Origin of the sequence: Streptomyces zagrosensis (assembly GCF_014203645.1) — a bacterium.
GTDB classification, from domain to species: Bacteria; Actinomycetota; Actinomycetes; order Streptomycetales; family Streptomycetaceae; genus Streptomyces; species Streptomyces zagrosensis.
Genome location: NZ_JACHJL010000004.1, coordinates 197,810 through 213,224, shown reverse-complemented (window position 1 = coordinate 213,224; position 15,415 = coordinate 197,810). Strand labels below are relative to the sequence as shown.

Annotated in this window: 14 protein-coding genes and 1 pseudogene; 9 read left to right on the top strand and 6 right to left on the bottom strand. The window is 69.4% G+C overall.

Annotation, left to right across the window (positions count from 1 at the left end; genetic code table 11):
* Positions 1-43 precede the first annotated feature (43 nt).
* Both FHS42_RS09925 and FHS42_RS09920 read right to left on the bottom strand, forming a co-directional pair.
* Positions 44-619, bottom strand: coding sequence for a snapalysin family zinc-dependent metalloprotease (locus FHS42_RS09925; protein ID WP_184571128.1), 576 nt, complete (start codon positions 617-619; stop codon positions 44-46).
* A 528-nt stretch (positions 620-1,147) separates the two neighbouring features.
* Entirely contained in the window at positions 1,148-2,212 is a 1,065-nt protein-coding gene (locus FHS42_RS09920) for a GlxA family transcriptional regulator (protein ID WP_221476304.1), read from the bottom strand.
* Positions 2,213-2,351: 139 nt separating this feature from the next.
* Here FHS42_RS09920 and FHS42_RS09915 point away from each other — a divergent pair, with 139 nt between their 5' ends.
* From FHS42_RS09915 to FHS42_RS09900, 4 genes are all read left to right on the top strand, one after another.
* On the top strand, positions 2,352-3,221 hold the full coding sequence (locus FHS42_RS09915) for a S1 family peptidase (RefSeq protein WP_184571126.1): 870 nt from the start codon (positions 2,352-2,354) through the stop codon (positions 3,219-3,221).
* An 87-nt stretch (positions 3,222-3,308) separates the two neighbouring features.
* The gene (locus tag FHS42_RS09910) at positions 3,309-4,343 is read left to right on the top strand and encodes a GlxA family transcriptional regulator (protein WP_184571124.1); all 1,035 of its coding nucleotides are present in this window, start codon (positions 3,309-3,311) and stop codon (positions 4,341-4,343) included.
* Between the two features lie 169 nt (positions 4,344-4,512).
* Positions 4,513-5,076 carry a flagellar hook-length control protein gene (locus FHS42_RS09905; RefSeq protein ID WP_184571122.1) on the top strand — a complete coding sequence of 188 codons (564 nt, stop codon included), beginning with the start codon at positions 4,513-4,515 and terminating at the stop codon, positions 5,074-5,076.
* A gap of 250 nt (positions 5,077-5,326) precedes the next feature.
* Positions 5,327-6,241 carry an oxidoreductase gene (locus tag FHS42_RS09900; protein WP_184571120.1) on the top strand — a complete coding sequence of 305 codons (915 nt, stop codon included), beginning with the start codon at positions 5,327-5,329 and terminating at the stop codon, positions 6,239-6,241.
* 67 nt (positions 6,242-6,308) lie between these two features.
* Here the strand turns inward: FHS42_RS09900 and FHS42_RS09895 are convergent, their stop codons facing one another.
* The gene (locus FHS42_RS09895) at positions 6,309-7,244 is read right to left on the bottom strand and encodes an oxidoreductase (RefSeq protein WP_184571616.1); all 936 of its coding nucleotides are present in this window, start codon (positions 7,242-7,244) and stop codon (positions 6,309-6,311) included.
* Positions 7,245-7,328: 84 nt separating this feature from the next.
* On the opposite strand from FHS42_RS09895, the gene FHS42_RS09890 reads away from it, so the two are divergent.
* Positions 7,329-7,949, top strand: a complete 621-nt coding sequence (locus FHS42_RS09890) for a TetR family transcriptional regulator (protein ID WP_184571118.1) — start codon at positions 7,329-7,331, stop codon at positions 7,947-7,949.
* Positions 7,950-8,182: 233 nt separating this feature from the next.
* Positions 8,183-9,235: a glucose 1-dehydrogenase gene (locus FHS42_RS09885; RefSeq protein ID WP_184571116.1), complete on the top strand. Its 1,053-nt coding sequence runs from the start codon at positions 8,183-8,185 to the stop codon at positions 9,233-9,235.
* Between the two features lie 390 nt (positions 9,236-9,625).
* Here FHS42_RS09885 and FHS42_RS39360 read toward each other — a convergent pair.
* From FHS42_RS39360 to FHS42_RS09870, 3 genes and pseudogenes are all read right to left on the bottom strand, one after another.
* Positions 9,626-9,736, bottom strand: a pseudogene (locus FHS42_RS39360) (IS5/IS1182 family transposase); the annotation flags it as partial.
* A 198-nt stretch (positions 9,737-9,934) separates the two neighbouring features.
* Complete coding sequence (locus FHS42_RS09875) at positions 9,935-11,383, bottom strand: MFS transporter (RefSeq protein WP_184571112.1); 1,449 nt, start codon at positions 11,381-11,383, stop codon at positions 9,935-9,937.
* Positions 11,384-11,986: 603 nt separating this feature from the next.
* Positions 11,987-12,655, bottom strand: a complete 669-nt coding sequence (locus FHS42_RS09870; protein WP_184571110.1) for a hypothetical protein — start codon at positions 12,653-12,655, stop codon at positions 11,987-11,989.
* 204 nt (positions 12,656-12,859) lie between these two features.
* Between FHS42_RS09870 and gntA the strand changes: the two genes are divergently transcribed.
* From gntA to FHS42_RS09855, 3 genes are all read left to right on the top strand, one after another.
* The gene (gntA, locus tag FHS42_RS09865; protein ID WP_221476303.1) at positions 12,860-13,543 is read left to right on the top strand and encodes a guanitoxin biosynthesis heme-dependent pre-guanitoxin N-hydroxylase GntA; all 684 of its coding nucleotides are present in this window, start codon (positions 12,860-12,862) and stop codon (positions 13,541-13,543) included.
* Between the two features lie 615 nt (positions 13,544-14,158).
* Positions 14,159-14,362: an MbtH family protein gene (locus FHS42_RS09860; RefSeq protein ID WP_184571106.1), complete on the top strand. Its 204-nt coding sequence runs from the start codon at positions 14,159-14,161 to the stop codon at positions 14,360-14,362.
* Positions 14,363-14,476: 114 nt separating this feature from the next.
* Positions 14,477-15,412 (top strand): ornithine carbamoyltransferase, encoded by a 936-nt coding sequence (locus FHS42_RS09855; RefSeq protein ID WP_312866806.1) that lies wholly within the window; start codon positions 14,477-14,479, stop codon positions 15,410-15,412.
* Positions 15,413-15,415 lie beyond the last annotated feature (3 nt).

Below are 15,415 nucleotides of genomic sequence, written 5' to 3'. Positions count from 1 at the left end.
GGCCTAGGGGCCGGTTCTGGGCTGCCCGCTCGTACGGTCTGCTCTAGTACGCGGTCAGGGCTACGTTGGACGCCGTGATGCGCGCGGACAACTGGGAACCGGCGAACTTCCGCTCCACTGAGGACTTTTCCTGTGCGTTCGGGTAGCGGTTGGTGCAGGACGTACCGGCCGATGCTCCAGACATCAGGCTGGTGCACGGGCCCGGCTTGACGTCGGGCAGCCCGAGGATGTGCCCGAGTTCGTGCGAGGCGATCCGAATGGTGTTGTGCCCCTCGTTGACCGCTTGCCGGCCCATCCACACCCGCCCGTTGCCGAGTGAGGTCGGTTGGGCGCGCGGCCAGCCATTGTCGGCGACGACGATGATGTTGGCGCGCTGGCCCGACTGGACCGGCTTGAGCTGAACGTTCTTCACGCTCACATTCCAGGCCTCGGCACCTTGCGTCACCGCGTCCTTGAACTCCGCGGCTCCGCTGGAGTCATAGGTGACCACTCGGGCCGCCACCTTCTCGCCTTGCGTGTCGGTTTGGCCGGTTGCGGACGCCACCTGCACACCCGAGGCGAACAGCAGGCTCGTCGTGCAGAGCGCGAGTGATGCTCGGAGTATCTTCCGGGAATTCATACACTTCTCCACTCAATGGATGGACTTGTCGGCTGCGCGAGCCCATGCGTCCGCTGGGCGATGCGACCGGCGAGCGGGCGCCGGACACCATACGGCCAGGCACGTCCCACCATGACCAGTGGAACCGTCGCCTACACCGTGGCCCTGTTATCGCGGTCGGACACAAGGGAACGAATATCCCGCGGCGGCAAAAGCGCCCACGGCTCTCGCTCTCTCCCCGGGAGCCGGTGAGTTCGTTTCGCTGCGAGGGCCGCCCCGTTATTCGAGGGGTGGGGGTGGGGTGGGGGGTAGGGGAAAAGCCAGGTGATGTGTTAATGCCTGGATTTCACGGGAGGCGGCCGAATGTGACGGTACTCTTCCGCACCGCGTACGTGGAGATAGCAGTTATCTATAACACGATGACTTGGCGCTGCGGTGCTGTGCTCACCGAGGTCAGCGCCGCCTCAGCGGCCAGGGTGAGACGGGTGGGCGGGCGCAGGCGCGGACATGGATCGGCTCCGTCGTACGCCACAGGTTGCGGCCAGGCCGCTAGGCGTCGGGAGCCGCTTGCCGCTCGGAGTGCTCATCGGGCACGGGGGCATCGGCGTGTTCGGGCCGTATCGCGGCTGCGAACGTGCCGGCCAGCGACCGGTAGGCCGCACGGTAGGTGCCGGGGGTCGTGCCGTTGAGGCGCTGGAAGTGGTGGCGCAGGTTGGCCGGGGTGCCGAGGCCGGTCTGCGCCGCTACCTGTCCTACCGGCAAGTCCGTGCGCTCCAGCAGCCATTGGGCTCGCCGGACGCGGGCGCGCAGCAGGCACTGGAGCGGGGAGAGGCCGGTGCTGGCGCGGAAGCGGCGGTTGAGGCTGCGCACACTGATGCCCGCGTGGGCGGCGATGGCCGCGAGGGTCAACGGGCGCTGGAGGTTGGCCTCCATCCACCGGGTGACCGCTTCGACCTCGCGGTCCGGGGCGCTGGGGACAGGGTCGTCGTGCGGTGTCTGCTGGGGTGGCCCATCGGCCCGTAGCACCTCGGCGGGGTCGGGGAGCATCAAGAAGAGGTGCCGGTCCGCCTCCACTGCCGCCTGTTCGCCGTGGTCCTCTTCCACGACGTGCAGGCAGAGTTCCTTGCCGCCGAGGACCCCGGCGGAGGTCAGCAGCGGCCCGTCCGCCACGAACGACTCCTCGGGGATGACGGCGATACGGGGGTAGCGGCGGGCGAGTTCTGCGGCGTGGTGCCAGCAGGTCGTGGCACGGCGCCCCGCAAGGAGCCCGGCGGCTGCCAGCAGGAAGACGCCCGTTCCGATCGCACCGACACGGCTTCCCCGGCCGGCGGCGGCGCGCACGGCGTCGAGCACCGCGGCCGGGGCCTCGTCGCGGAACCCCTCGTAACCGGCCACGATGACCGTCTCGGCGTCGGCCAGGCCGTCGAGCCCCTGTTCCACGGAGATCCGGAACGGGCCGGGTGCTCCGGTGGTGACGCCGGACGGGGAGCAGATCCGCAGATCGTAGGGGGACCCGCGGTAGGAGATGCGGGGAGCGGACCCGAAGACGAGGGCGGGGGCGGTGACGTGATGTGCGGGGACTCCGTCGAACACGAGCAGTGCGACCACTGGCATGGCCAGAATTTAACCCACGGTGGCACCGGGACCGCTTATTCCCGCTGGGGCGCCCGCGGAGGATGGAGAACGTGCCGCGGAGGCCGGGAAACCCCGCCGACCCGGCGCAGCCACCAGCTGTTTTGTGAAGGGAACCACCATGTCTGTTTCCACCCCGCCGAGCCTCCCGAGCCGACCGGCCGCCCGCCTGCGACCGGCGCGCCGACTGCTGACCCGGGCCGCCGTGATCGGCGCGGCTGCCACCTTGTGCGCGACGGCCACGAGCACCAGCGCCCAAGCGATCGTGCACGGCAAGGACTCCACCGAGGCATACCCGTTCATGGTCTCGATCCCGATGGTCCTGGAAGACGACCAGAACCCGCTCGACGGTGTGTGCGGCGGCACGCTCGTCGCGCCCCGGTGGGTGCTGACCGCAGGCCATTGCGCCCAGGAGGAGGGCGTCATGGGTGCCCACCCGGTGGGCACCGTACGGATCGGCAGCGAAGACCGGAGCTCTGGCGGCACGGTCCGCAAGGTCGTGGAGAAGGTGGTCCACCCGGGATACGACGCCAGCAGCCCGTATCGCTCAAGGAGCGACATCGCCCTGTTGCGGCTTGACCGTCCCGCCCCGCAGCAGCCGATCCGCATGGCCGACCGCGCGCCGAGGGTTGGTGCGCCCACCCGGGTGCTCGGCTTCGGGACCGTGGTGGACGGGAAGCAGCCCCAGGATTGGGTGTTCGCCGAGCGGCTTCAGGAACTGGACACTCGCAGGGCCGCGGCTGCCAAGTGCCTGGACATCGACGGCAAGAGCGAACTGTGCACCACCAGCCGGGTCCGTGGGGCCATGGCGTGCTCGGGCGACTCCGGCGGACCCCAGATCCAGCGCGTCCACGGACGCTGGCAGCTCGTCGGAGCCACCTCCGGGGACGGGGACCACGCCGTCAACCCGCTCTGCGGCGGCGGCCCTGGCATCTACACCTCCGTACCCGCGCACAAGGCCTGGATCGGCAAGACGCTGGCCGGCCGGTAACACTGACCGCTTCCCATGGCGCGGGCTCGGGCAAGACAAGCCGGCGCGGTGACCGGCCCCCGCGCCCCCGTCCGTTAGGTTCACGCCATGTCAGTGGTCGCGCTGCTCGCGCTCGACGGGATGCCCGCGCACCAGCTCAGTACGCCGGGGCTGGTACTGGCCGCGGCCCTGAACAGTTCGCGGGCCGACTACGAACTGCGCGTGTGCGCCCCCTCGGGCACCATCACGACCGAGGCCCCCGCGGCCATGACCGTCACCGCGCCCTGGGGGCTGGAGGGCCTCGCGGACGCCGCCGCCGTGATCATCCCCGGGCACACCGGCTTCCTCGGGGACCCGCCGGCGGACGTGAGCGCCGCGGTTCGGGAGGCGGCCGGCCGGGGTAGCCGGGTGCTCGCGGTGGGCACGGGCGCCTTCACCCTCGCGGCCACCGGCCTCCTCGACGGCCGCCGGGCCACCACCGTCTGGCAGCACCTTCCGCAACTGGCGGCGCGCCACCCGCGGGTGGAGATCGAGGCCAGCGGCGCCGTCGTGGTGGACGGCCCGTTCCTCACCGCTGCCGGGGCCTTCGGCGGGATGGACCTGGTGCTCAGGCTCATCGAGTACGACCACGGGCCCCTTGTCGTCGCGGCAACCATCCGCAGGCTGGTGCAACCTCTGCACCAGGAGGCCCGTTCCGCGCAGGCCGAGATCGACCGCGCACTCGCCGAGACCGCGGGTCTGGAGCCGACCATGCGATGGGTGGAGGCGAATGCGCACCGCACGCTGTCCCTCACCGAGATCGCGGCCCATGCGCGCCTGAGCGTTCGCAGCCTCAACCGGCGCTTTTGGGAGCACACCGGTCGTAGCCCCCTGGAGTATCTGCTGCGGACTCGGCTTGAGCGTGCCCGATACCTGTTGGAGAGCGAGGACGCGACGATTGAGCAGATCGCCGAGCGCACGGGGTTCGGCTCACCCGAAAGCCTCCGCCGTCACTTCCACCGCGCCACGGGCACCGTCCCGAGTGCGTACCGCAAGGCCTACCGCGGCCGGCACACCACGCCACCTGCCGGTATCCAGCCTCCCGGCACACAACTGCCCGGCGCGCCGCGGCCCGACACTCAGCCGCCCGCACCGCCGCGGTAGTCAGGTGGTGCCGGGCCGGTATCGGCAGGGAGAGCGCGTGAATCCTGTGAGTGACTGGTTATCCCCTTAGAGGGAGACGTGAGGAACATGAAGAATCCTCGACCGACGCACCATTCCGCTCGTGGTGTCCGCGCGTGTCCGCTCGTGTCGCGTGAGTTGAGGAGAAACCTTGCGATCCATCACGTTAGGTGCAGTTCTTGGTGCGGCGGTGCTCACGGTCGCCACGGGCATCGCGAGTCCCGCGGTGGCTCAACCCGTTCAACCCGGCCAGCCTGGCCAGCCCGGTCACATCGCAGCCAACGACAAGGCCATGACCTGGACCTTGATCGGCGCTGGCCCGAGCGGGACGGTGCAGGTGGGGGGTGGCCCCCTGAGCGACGCGTACCAAGGGGACACCTCCACGACGAAGGCGCTTCCCGTGCTGTGCCTGAAGGCTGACGGCAGCGTGGTTCCGGATGGGGTCACCCCCGACTTCTACGCAGGGTGGGCCCGCGGTCGGGTGGCGGCGAGCGATCCGGTGAGGGGCACTCGCTTGACCAGCCTCGCCGTGGCGAACAGGGTCTGCGCCAACAAGTTCGGCAAGGACTGGCGGATGGCCGAGTTCCACGACGGTCGGTACGGCCCCAACTTGCAGTATTCCGGCGGCTGGAGCTACTGGGCCTACGGGGACGTGCCCGCCGATACGCGCTTTTGGACGGCCATCTACGACCAGCAGTCCAACCCCTGGAACTGAGCCACTGAGCTACCTTCTCTACGCACCCCGCACCCCGCACCCCGCACCCCGCACCCCGCACCCCGCTGAGCGCGGAGTGAGCCCACTTACCCGGCCAAGCACAGTCCGTGCCTGCTGGGGTCTTCGGGGAGGCGGTGGCTCGTGCCGGGTCGTAGCGGGTGAAGGCACCCTCGCGCCTGGCGTCCGTGCGCGGCATGGCGAGCGTGCGCGGACTGAGAGCGCTCCGCACACCGTGTGGCACACTCCCTTGATGACTCCCGAAACGATCACCGCGGATGCGTCAGGCACCTGGACACTCGGCGATCTGGTCGTCAACCGGATCGGCTTCGGCGCGATGCGCCTGACGCAAAACGGCGAGGCGTTGATACCCGACGCCACGTCGAGCGATCGCGCCAAGGCGATCGACGTGCTACGCCGCGCAGTTGAGCTCGGGGTGAACCACATCGACACCGCCGCGTTCTACTTCTCACCGTTGCGCTCCGCCAACGAGCTGATCAACCGGGCGCTTGCTCCCTACCCGGACGGCCTTGTCATCACCACCAAGGTCGGGCCGGGCCGGGACCCTTCGGGTCAGTGGCTGCCCCACGCCACCCCCCAGCAACTCCGCGGCCAGGTCGAGGAAAACCTGCGCCAACTCGGCCGCGATCACCTCGACATAGTGAATCTGCGCACGGTTGGCACCGACTCGATCGCCGAGCGCTTCGGCGCACTGGCCGAACTGCGCGACGCCGGGCTCATCCGCCACCTGGGCCTGTCCAATGTCACTCCCGAGCACCTCGTCGAGGCCCAGGCCATCGCGCCAGTGGTCTGTGTGCAAAACCAGTACGGCATCGGCGCGCGACCCGAGTACGACGAGTTTGTGCGTACCTGCGGTGCGCAGGGCGTCGCCTTCGTGCCGTTCTACGCCATCGCTGGCGCGGGGCGCGAGGGGGGTGCGAGCGGCGCGGACAGTGCCGAGGTCGCTGTCATCGCACGCGCGCATGGGGCCACGACCGCGCAGGTCCGGCTGGCGTGGACGCTCCAGCGCGGGCCGCATGTGCTGGCCATTCCGGGCACCGGCAACCCGGACCACCTAGTCGCCAATGTGGCCGCCGGCGCGCTACGGCTCTCGCGGGACGAACTGGCCCGCATCGAAACGCTGCACCGGCGCGACGCGGCCGGGTAGGGCTCGTTCTGACCTTCCGCCCCTTTCGGTGCCGTCCCACGGCGCCCACCGGTGTGGCGCACCGCCGTCACACGGGGTTCGAGAAGGCGAACCGTACGTCGGTCAACTGCTCCGACACCTCCCACAGCCGGCGGACGGTCTCCGCGTCGGTCGCCGCGGCGGAAAGCAGAACTCGCGTGGGCGCGCCGCGCAGTTCGGCCAGGCCGGCCGGGCCGATGAAGTCGCCGCCCGTCACCTGCGGCTCGGTTGCCGCGTACAGCTGCGGTAGCGCGCCGCGGTCCGGCTGCTGAGCAAACAGAGGGTTGCCGATCCGGCCGAGCACAAAACGCCATAGCCCGACCGGCGTACCCAGTTGCAAATTGGTGGCCGTGTAGCCGGGGTGAGCCAGCACGCTGCGCACCGGGCTGCCGATCTTGGTCAGCCGCTGGTGCAGTTGCCAGCCGAAGACGGCATTGGCGAACTTCGACTGATTGTAGAAGGCCATCGGGGCGTAACCGTGTTCGCCAGTGAGGTCATCGAAGTGGATGCGGCCCTTCCGGTGGTTGATCGAACTCACCGTGACCACCCGGGGATCGCGCCCCACGGCCAGCAGGTCGAGGAGTAGGCCGGTGAGCGCGAAGTGGCCGAGATGGTTGCAGGCGAATTGCGCCTCGTGGCCCTGGGCGCTCAGTGATCGCGGCGGGGCCAGCACGCCGGCGTTGTTGACCAGTACGTCCAGCCGCGAGTGGTCGGCGTGCAAGCGATCGGCGAAGGTGCGTACCGAGTCGAGGTCGGCCAGGTCGAGGCGGCGAACCTCCAGGCTGGCGCCCGGCTGCTCGGCGGTGATCTGCGCGCTCGCCCGCTGGCCCTTTGCTACGTCGCGTACCGCAAGGATCACGTGCCCGCCCCGGCGGGCGAGCGCTCGGGTGGTGGCCAGGCCAAGGCCGCTGTTGGCCCCGGTGACGACGAACACCCGTTGGGTCTGGTCGGGGATCTGCTCGGCAGTCCAGTGCTGCTGCGTCATGTGGCACATGCTGTCGCTCATGGCACTTAGTGTCAAGAATTGCTTTGAGTGCCATACGAGGCATGGTGGCGGTACCATGACCCGGTGAGCCCCCACCCCGAAGCCAGCCTGGCCCAGCGCAAACGTCAGCTCGTCTCCGATGAACTGACCGAAGCGGCGCTCCAGTTGCTCGCCCGCAAGGGGTACGACGCGGTCACCATCGACGAGATCGCGACCACTGCCGGCGTCTCCAAGCGCACGTTCTTCCGGTACTTCGCGTCCAAGGAAGACGTGGTCGTCCAGTTTCTGGCCGACATGGGGACAGGCATGCGCGCCGAACTTGCGGCCCGCCCCGCAGGCGAGCGCCCCTCCGTGGCGCTGCTGCACACGGTCCGAGCCCCGCTCGACGCCTGCGGCGACCGCTCCGACCACTCCGAGCGGGCCCTGCGCGTGGTGCAGTTGATCCTGCGCACCCCCGCCCTGCTGGCCCGCTTCTTGGAGCGTCAAGCGCAGTGGCGCGACGATCTGACGGCCGAGCTGGCCCGCCGCCTCGGGCTCGACCCCGACACCGACCTGTATCCGCGGCTTGCCGCCGGGATCGCGCTCACCGCCTTCGACGCCGTGCTGCAACGGTGGAGTGGCAGCAATGGCGCCGAGGACCCCGCCGCGCTGATCGACCGGGCCTTCGCCATGATCGCCTCGGCGCTGGACGCCGACGCCGATTAGCCGCTGAACGCCGGCTGGCTGGTTGCCGCGCCTGGACGCCTGACGCCCCCACCGGCCGCGCTGCGGTCATCGCAGGCGGTGTGCAGTCATCGCAGGTGGCAGCCTGGTGTGGCGCGTTAGGGGCGCCGATCGCCGGGTACTCGCGCGGGGCCCGGCAGGTGCAGGTGGCGGAGCAATGGTGCGGGCAAAAGCAATGGCCAGCGGCAATGGCCCGGGCAAAGGAGGTCTTCCGGATGCGCGCGGTGACCGTACGGCCCGGGCAAGCGGGCTCGCAGGCGGTGAAGGAGGTCCCCGACCCCGTGGCCGGGCCGGCAGAACTGCTGGTGGACGGGGTGGCGGTCGGTGTCTGCGGCACCGACAAGGAGATCGTCGCGGGCGATTACGGCTTGGCGCCGCCGGGCCAACAGCAGTTGGTGCTGGGCCATGAATCGCTGGGGCGCGTCCGCGAGGCGGCCCCGAACTGCGGCTTTGCCGCTGGTGAGCTGGTAGTGGGTGTGGTGCGCCGACCCGACCCTGAGCCGTGCGGGGCATGCGCCAGAGGCGAGTTCGATATGTGCCGCAATGGCCGCTACACCGAGCGGGGCATCAAGGAGCGGGACGGATACGCCGCACAGTCCTGGACAGTGGAGAGCGATTACGCGGTCAGCATTGACCCCGGTTTGGAACGGGTTGGCGTGCTGATGGAACCCACGACCGTGGTCGCCAAGGCCTGGGAGCAAGTGGAGCGAGTCGGGGCGCGGGCCTGGTTCACGCCGCGCCGGGTGTTGGTCACCGGGGCCGGGCCCATCGGCCTGCTGGCGGCGCTTTTGGGCGTCCAGCGCGGCTTGGATGTGCATGTGCTGGATCGGGTGACCGAGGGCCCGAAACCACGGCTCGTCACCGATCTGGGCGCGACCTACCACACGGAGAGCGCCGACCGGGTGACCTCCGCGCTGCGGCCCGATGTCGTGCTGGAGGCGACCGGGGCCGCCTCGCTGGTCTTCGACGCCATGACGGGAACCGGCACGTACGGCATCGTCTGCCTCACCGGCGTCTCGCCCCCGGGCCACACCCTGTCCGTGGACGGTGGCGCCATCAACCGGGAACTGGTCTTGAACAACGATGCGATCGTCGGCTCGGTCAACGCCAACCTCCGGCACTACCGGCAGGCCGCCGATGCCCTGGCCAAGGCCGACCGCGACTGGCTGGCCCGGATGATCACGCGGCGGGTACCGCTGGAGCGGGCGACCGAGGCGTTCGTCGAGCGCGAGAACGACATCAAGGTCGTCATCGACCTCGCTACGTAACCGAGTTGGCGCCCCGCGCCGCGCCACGTCCCCCACGTCCCGATCTGCCGCGTCAGAACCCGCTGCGTCACGATCCACCGTGCCCTCGATGACGCGCTGTGTCCCGATGGTTCAGCCGAGCGCACCGGTGCGAACACGGACCAGTCGCTGGATCGCGGGTGTGCTGAGGTTGCCCACGGCCCGGCGGTCCGGTGTCCGCAGTCGGGGCCGTGCTGGTGCTGTTCCCGCGGCCAGGTGTGTCCCGCCAGCCGGAGCATCTGGACGGCGGCGGCATTGCCCATCGAGGCCTGAGCTGCGAGAAGCCCACCGGGTCTGGTCGTGTCGCGTCTCGGCCGCTGACGACGCGGCTGCCGACCGCCGCCGCCCCCGGTGGTCTCGTCGCGGCTTGATCTCCCTCTCCTGAGTGAGGGCAGCTTCAGTGCTGACGGCCATGCGGCTGGGGCCGGTGCGGGATCTGCGAAAGATCCGCCGGGACCTCAGCCGTGCCATGCCGCGTTCAGACGCCGTGGAACTGCTCGACATCGCCAACCGGCAGGACTTCGGGGGCGCCGAGCGCTGCCAACTCGGCGCCCCCGCTGCTTAGTACGAGGCCGTCCATCCGCCTCACGAACACGTCATCGCCGACTTTCATCGCTGGGTGGCGCAGGCCTTCCACGTACCCGAGCCCGTTGGCCGGTAGGGCGCCGCGAATTTCAGCGGCTACACCAGCCCGTCCACGGCCTCACCACGGTTGTCGGCGGCCGAAGCCGGCGCCGTGGCCGGTGTCGGTGCCGTCGCGGAAGCTGCCGTCGCAGAAGCCGCTGTCGCAGAAGCTGCTGCCGCCGCGGAAGCCGCTGCCGCCGCCACGGCCGGCGCCCCGGCCGGCTCGGTCTCCGCCTGTGTCTCCTGCGATTCCTGCGACTCCGCCGCCTCCAGGCGGTCCTGCTCATCGCGTACCCGGCCGCCCCAGCGGATCACGGGGGCCATCGCGAAGGACACCGCGACGAACATCGCGCCCAGCACAATCCAGCCAGGCGCCCCCCAGTAGACGATCAACCCCGTGAGCACCAGCGGGCCGAGCATCTCCGCGACGGTGATGCCGTTGCCGAAGAACGCCTGGTACTGGCCCGTCTTGCCCTTGGGGGCCAGCCCGAAGCTGACTTCCCACTCGCCGGCGGCCTGCATCATCTCGCCGACGACCATCAGGCCAGCGGCGGCGATGAGCACGATGCCCGCGGCCCAGGCGGAGTTCCACGTTCCGGAGAAGGCGAACGCGACGCACGCCGCGGCCAACAGGAAGCTGCCGAGGATCAGATAGCGCGTGGCGCTGACGAGGTCCTTGACGCCCTCGGAGACGCGGACCTGGAAGAGCGCCACCACCACCGTGTTGAGCATGAGCATCACGGACAACAGCGACACCGGGGCCGAGGTGTGCTCGCTGATCCACAGGGGCAGGGCGACGGCGATCAGCGGAACGTACAGCAGCAGGAACGTGTTCAACACGCTGATCAGGACGTACGGGCCGTCCCGGAAGACCGACTTGTTGGCCGACTTCGCCGCGGGCGACGTACCGGCGGGGGCAGCGGGTACGGGCGCCACGGCGGGGAGCCGGCGAAGGATGTACGCGGCGATCAGGAAGGCGATGCCGTTCAGCACGAACGCGGCGTAATACGCGCCCCGGGTGTCGAAGAGCAGCACGAGGCCACCGAGGCCGGCGCCGATCGTCATGCCCGCGTTGTAGCTGGACTGCACGAACGCACGGACCCGGGTGACCTGGTCCCTGGGCACGAGACCGGCGAGTAGCGCCTGTTCGGCGGCCGAGCCGCCGCGCTGGCTCACCGCGTACGCGCACGACGCGATGATGAAGGGAACGAAGGAGGAGATGAAGACGAAGGAGGCGACGGACAGCGCCGCACACACGAACAGCACCACCGCGGTGCCCCGCGGGCCCACCCGGTCGGCCAGATGACCCAGCGGCACGCTCAGGACGAGCGCCGCCGACCAGCCGATGGTCAGGCCCAGGCTCATTTGCAGCGGGGAGAGGCCGACGATACGGGTGAAGAAGAGCGCCGCACAGATGTTGTAGGCCCCGTCGCCCATGCGGCACACCAGTTGGGCGAGTGCCAGGCCACGGGGTGGGCCGGGTGGCGGGATCAGGTCCTTGAACACGTTGCTCCTTGGGCATGGTTCAGGCGTGGACGCTTGGCGGCGCGTCCGCAATGAGGGTCGGGGGTGGACGCGGCTCAGCGGAACGCGGCCCGCGCCTTCGAGATGACGATGACGGTGACGGGGGCATGCGCGCACGACTGATCTGCGACGAGGAAAGGGGGATCACCGCGGCAAGCCAACGCGTCCGCGGTGCGTCTCGGGCCCGGAGCGCACTCCCCGCGGACAGCGAAAGCCGGTGACGATGCCACCGGCGCTGGTCACAGGTTCAACCCCCGCCGCCCATCGCCGAAGTCTTCGGCGTCTCCCTGGCCCACACCGGCCAGAGTCATCAGGCGATCGGGCGGCCTCTCTGCGGCCCACACGACGGGGAGAAACATAAGCGCAGGCCACGGAGGTGCACAAGGGTGGCACGGCGCGTCACCGACAGTTCGCCGGCGGAAAGTGGCGCAAAAGCAGCGCACTTGCCGTGTCCCGACCTGTCGGTCTGTCGGCGGACACCCGGGGCAATGAGGGGGATGGGGCCCGGGGAAGATCCCCGGGCCCATTCGCCGGCCGGAAGGCCACCGGGACGCTTCACCCTTCCGCGGGCTACTTCGCTGCGGGCTACTCCGGCGCGAGCGGCAGTGGGGTGAGGGTGATGTCGGCGCGTACCGATCGCAGCACCTCGGCGACCGTCGCCCCGATGGCCTCGGTGTGGCTGGCCTCCTCGCCGGGGCAGCCGAGGACGACGAGCAAGGCCTCCTGATCGGATTCGGCCACCTGGCGTTCGGCCGAATCGCAGTCGCGGCGGCCCAACCAGGCGAACGGCTCCACGCCCGCGTCCGGGCCCGGCACACCGTAGATCAGGTCGCCGGCCGGGATGGGCCGCGAGCGGGTGGAGAAGGCGGGCACGATGCGTTCGGCGCCCGTGGCGCGGCCGACGACCAGGTGCTGGTCGTCGTCGGTGGGCAGCAGTCGATGCAGGCCGATGCCGGCCCCGTGGCGTAGCGTCGCCACGCTCACCGCGTCCACCACGGTGCCGTGCGAGCGCCAGCCACGCGTGTCCAGGAGGGTCCGCAGCCGCTCACCGGCCGGGACGACGTCGGGATAGCCGAGACCCGCGAGCAGCTTGCGGTACCCATCGGGAAGGGGCGAGGCGGCATCGTAGGCGGCGGCCACCTGCTCGGCGGACAGGCCGTCCCCGCCGAGCAGCGGTGCGTCGGCGGCGAGCCGCCATGCGCGGGAGTGGCGCAGCCCGAGTTCATGGGCTTCCGGCGAGACGAGCAGTCTCATGTGGGTCTCCTGGGAGAGCAGTTCATCAGTTTCTGGGCCATGGACGGCCCGGCCGACGTTACGTATACACCGGTTGCTGGCTTTTGTTCACTCGACCGATCTCGCCCCGGCGCATCACGAGGAGTGCGTACGCGCGGACTTGCGATGCGGTGCGCACACCATGGCCGCATACATCATCGGTGCTTCGTCGCGGGGGGAGAAGGCGTGTCCGAGTATCTCGACCAACGGGAGGCCGCGGTCCGTTCGCTGATCGGCGAGTGGATCAAGGGCGACAGCTTCAGTTGCCTGGCGGGCAAGGCGTCGCTGCGCAGGGATTTGATCACCTACGCGGTGCTTGGCCCGCTGGGTGAGCAGGAGACCACCGTGGCCCTGCATGGGGAGTTGGAGAAGTTCGTCGCGGAAGGACTCAGTCCGCAAGAGGACTTCGCCACCTTCATCACCGTCTTCGATGGCCCCACGGGGCTCACCGAGGAGCAGTTCGAGTCCGCCCTGTGGCAGCAGCTCGCGGATCTTCACGCGTGGGACAGTCAGCGGTACGCGTGGGCTCCGGAGGCGGACCGGGACCCGAACTCCCCGCGGTTCGCTTACAGCGTCGCGGGTCACCCGTTCTTCGTGGTCGGTCTGCACGACCAGGCCTCACGGATCACCCGCCGGTCCCCGCTGACGGCCCTGGCCTTCAACTCTCACCACCAGTTTGAGCGGTTGAAGAAGACCGGTGTGTACGGGGGGCTGCAACGCCGGATACGGGAGCGTGAGGTCCGGTTGCAGGAGGGCATCAACCCGAACTTGGGGGAGTTCGGCCAGGTATCGGAGGCGCGGCAGTATTCGGGGCGTGCGGCCGAACCGGACTGGAGCTGCCCCTTCCACCCGCAGCCCGAGGCCCGTTGAGCGGCCCCTTGGGGCGCCGATCGGCGTCGCTGAGCTGCCCGCTCGGCGTCGCCGCGCGGTGGGTGTGGCGGAGCTACCACGAGTGCCTTTGTGGGGGGCGCGCGTCGGCCGTTTCTTTTCAGCCGAAAGGCAGGCCTCCTCTGCCGTGACCGAAGTGGTGGGAAAAGCGCTCCAGACGGGCGTGGGGAGGTGTGATTCGGGCAGAGGCGCGAGCCAGTAAGCAGGGGCAAGGGCGCCGAACTGGCCACTAGGGGAGGTCCCTTGACCGATCACATAGCGAGACATGTGATCTTGGTCATACCTGCATGGAGTAACTCGATGGCAACCTGCCGCTACGACATCGACGGTGTCGGGGCGATAGTTTTCACCGTCGCGCCTCCTCCTTCACGGCGATCACCAGCGTGAATATAGGGGTGGCGGCGGGCCTCGACTCATGGCAGGGTCCAGTGCGGCCGAGGCGGCGACGGAATCGCCGCAGGCTCGAACGTATACAACACCAGTACACAAGACACCGGCGACCGCCCGGTGTTGTCGCATGACCGGTACATGACTAGTGCATGACTGGATGACGGAGTGTTCTCCACAGGAGAACCCGCCTTCTGCTCGGGGGAGCTTATGAGTGACGACCGGCGCTTTCGCGTGGTGATCAACGACGAAGAGCAGTATTCGGTCTGGCCCACGAACGCCGACCTTCCGGCGGGGTGGCGCGCCGAAGGCTTCGAGGGTCTCAAGCAGCAGTGTCTGACCCACATCGATGCCGTGTGGACCGATATGCGGCCCGCCAGCTTGCGCCGCCGCGCCGCGACCACCGCCTCCTGACCTCGCACCGTACGCCCGACACCGCCACAGCGGCCCACCGGACGTAGCGGACAGTCGATAGCGATCTGAGTGACGGGCCGGACCACACAACTGGCGCGTCGTGAAAGGCAGACAGTGAGCAACGCCACGGTGCGACACCTGATTTCCACCAAGGATCTGACCGATGACGAGCTGTACGCGTTGGTCGAAAGGGGTGCCGAGTTCTCGGGCAAGGCCGTGCGCTCGGGCGACCAGCTCGCGGGCTTGGTCGCAGGCATTCACTTCCTGAAGACGTCCACCCGAACCCGTACGTCCTTCTCGGCTGCCGCTTTGCGACTGGGCGCCCAACTCATCTCCTTTGGCCCCGGCGACTTGCAGACCAATACCGGTGAGACGTTGGAGGACACCGCTGAGGTCCTGTCCCGGATGCTGGACCTGCTCGTGGTGCGTACCGCGGGCGACCCGGCCGAGCTGCGGGCCTTCGCCCGCCAGCAGCGGATGGCCGTGGTCAACGCGATGACGGCCGACGAGCACCCCACCCAGGCGATCGCCGATCTGACCACGCTGCTCAGCCACTTCGGCAAGATCGAGGGCCTGCGCGTGTGTTACGTGGGGGAGGGCAACAACTCCGCCGCCGCGCTGGCGCTGACGCTCAGCCGCTACCGCGAAGTCCACCTGGAGCTGCGGACCCCGACCGGTTACGGCCTGGAGCCCGCGACGCTGCGCCAGGCGCAGCTCAACGCGCGCACCAGCGGGGCGAGTGTGACGCAGGTGCACTCCATGGACAGCGCGCCGGCGGGCTTCGACGTCATCTACACGACCCGGTGGCAGACGACGGGCACCAACAAGCCCGACCCCAACTGGCGTGACATCTTCGCCCCGTTCCAGGTGACGACGGCGCTGTGGGACAAAAGCCCCGACGCCGTGTTCCTGCACGACCTGCCGGCGCACCGCGGCGAGGACGTCACCGCAGAGGTTCTGGACGGCCCGCACAGCCTGGCGTTCGACCAGTCGGAGAACAAGATGTACGCGGCGATGGCCGTCTTGGAATGGTGCGCAGCGAAGCGGTGAAAG

Bases quoted from the DNA above. Each gene is read 5' to 3' on its own strand.
- FHS42_RS09920 (WP_221476304.1), bottom strand. From the start codon at position 2,212: ATGCCAGTGGTCGCACTGCTCGTGTTCGACGGAGTCCCCGCACATCAC.
- FHS42_RS09870 (WP_184571110.1), bottom strand. From the start codon at position 12,655: ATGAGACTGCTCGTCTCGCCGGAAGCCCATGAACTCGGGCTGCGCCAC.
- FHS42_RS09895 (WP_184571616.1), bottom strand. From the start codon at position 7,244: ATGACGCAGCAGCACTGGACTGCCGAGCAGATCCCCGACCAGACCCAA.
- FHS42_RS09910 (WP_184571124.1), top strand. From the start codon at position 3,309: ATGTCAGTGGTCGCGCTGCTCGCGCTCGACGGGATGCCCGCGCACCAG.
- FHS42_RS09915 (WP_184571126.1), top strand. From the start codon at position 2,352: ATGTCTGTTTCCACCCCGCCGAGCCTCCCGAGCCGACCGGCCGCCCGC.
- FHS42_RS09900 (WP_184571120.1), top strand. From the start codon at position 5,327: ATGACTCCCGAAACGATCACCGCGGATGCGTCAGGCACCTGGACACTC.
- FHS42_RS09885 (WP_184571116.1), top strand. From the start codon at position 8,183: ATGCGCGCGGTGACCGTACGGCCCGGGCAAGCGGGCTCGCAGGCGGTG.
- FHS42_RS09925 (WP_184571128.1), bottom strand. From the start codon at position 619: ATGAATTCCCGGAAGATACTCCGAGCATCACTCGCGCTCTGCACGACG.
- FHS42_RS09860 (WP_184571106.1), top strand. From the start codon at position 14,159: ATGAGTGACGACCGGCGCTTTCGCGTGGTGATCAACGACGAAGAGCAG.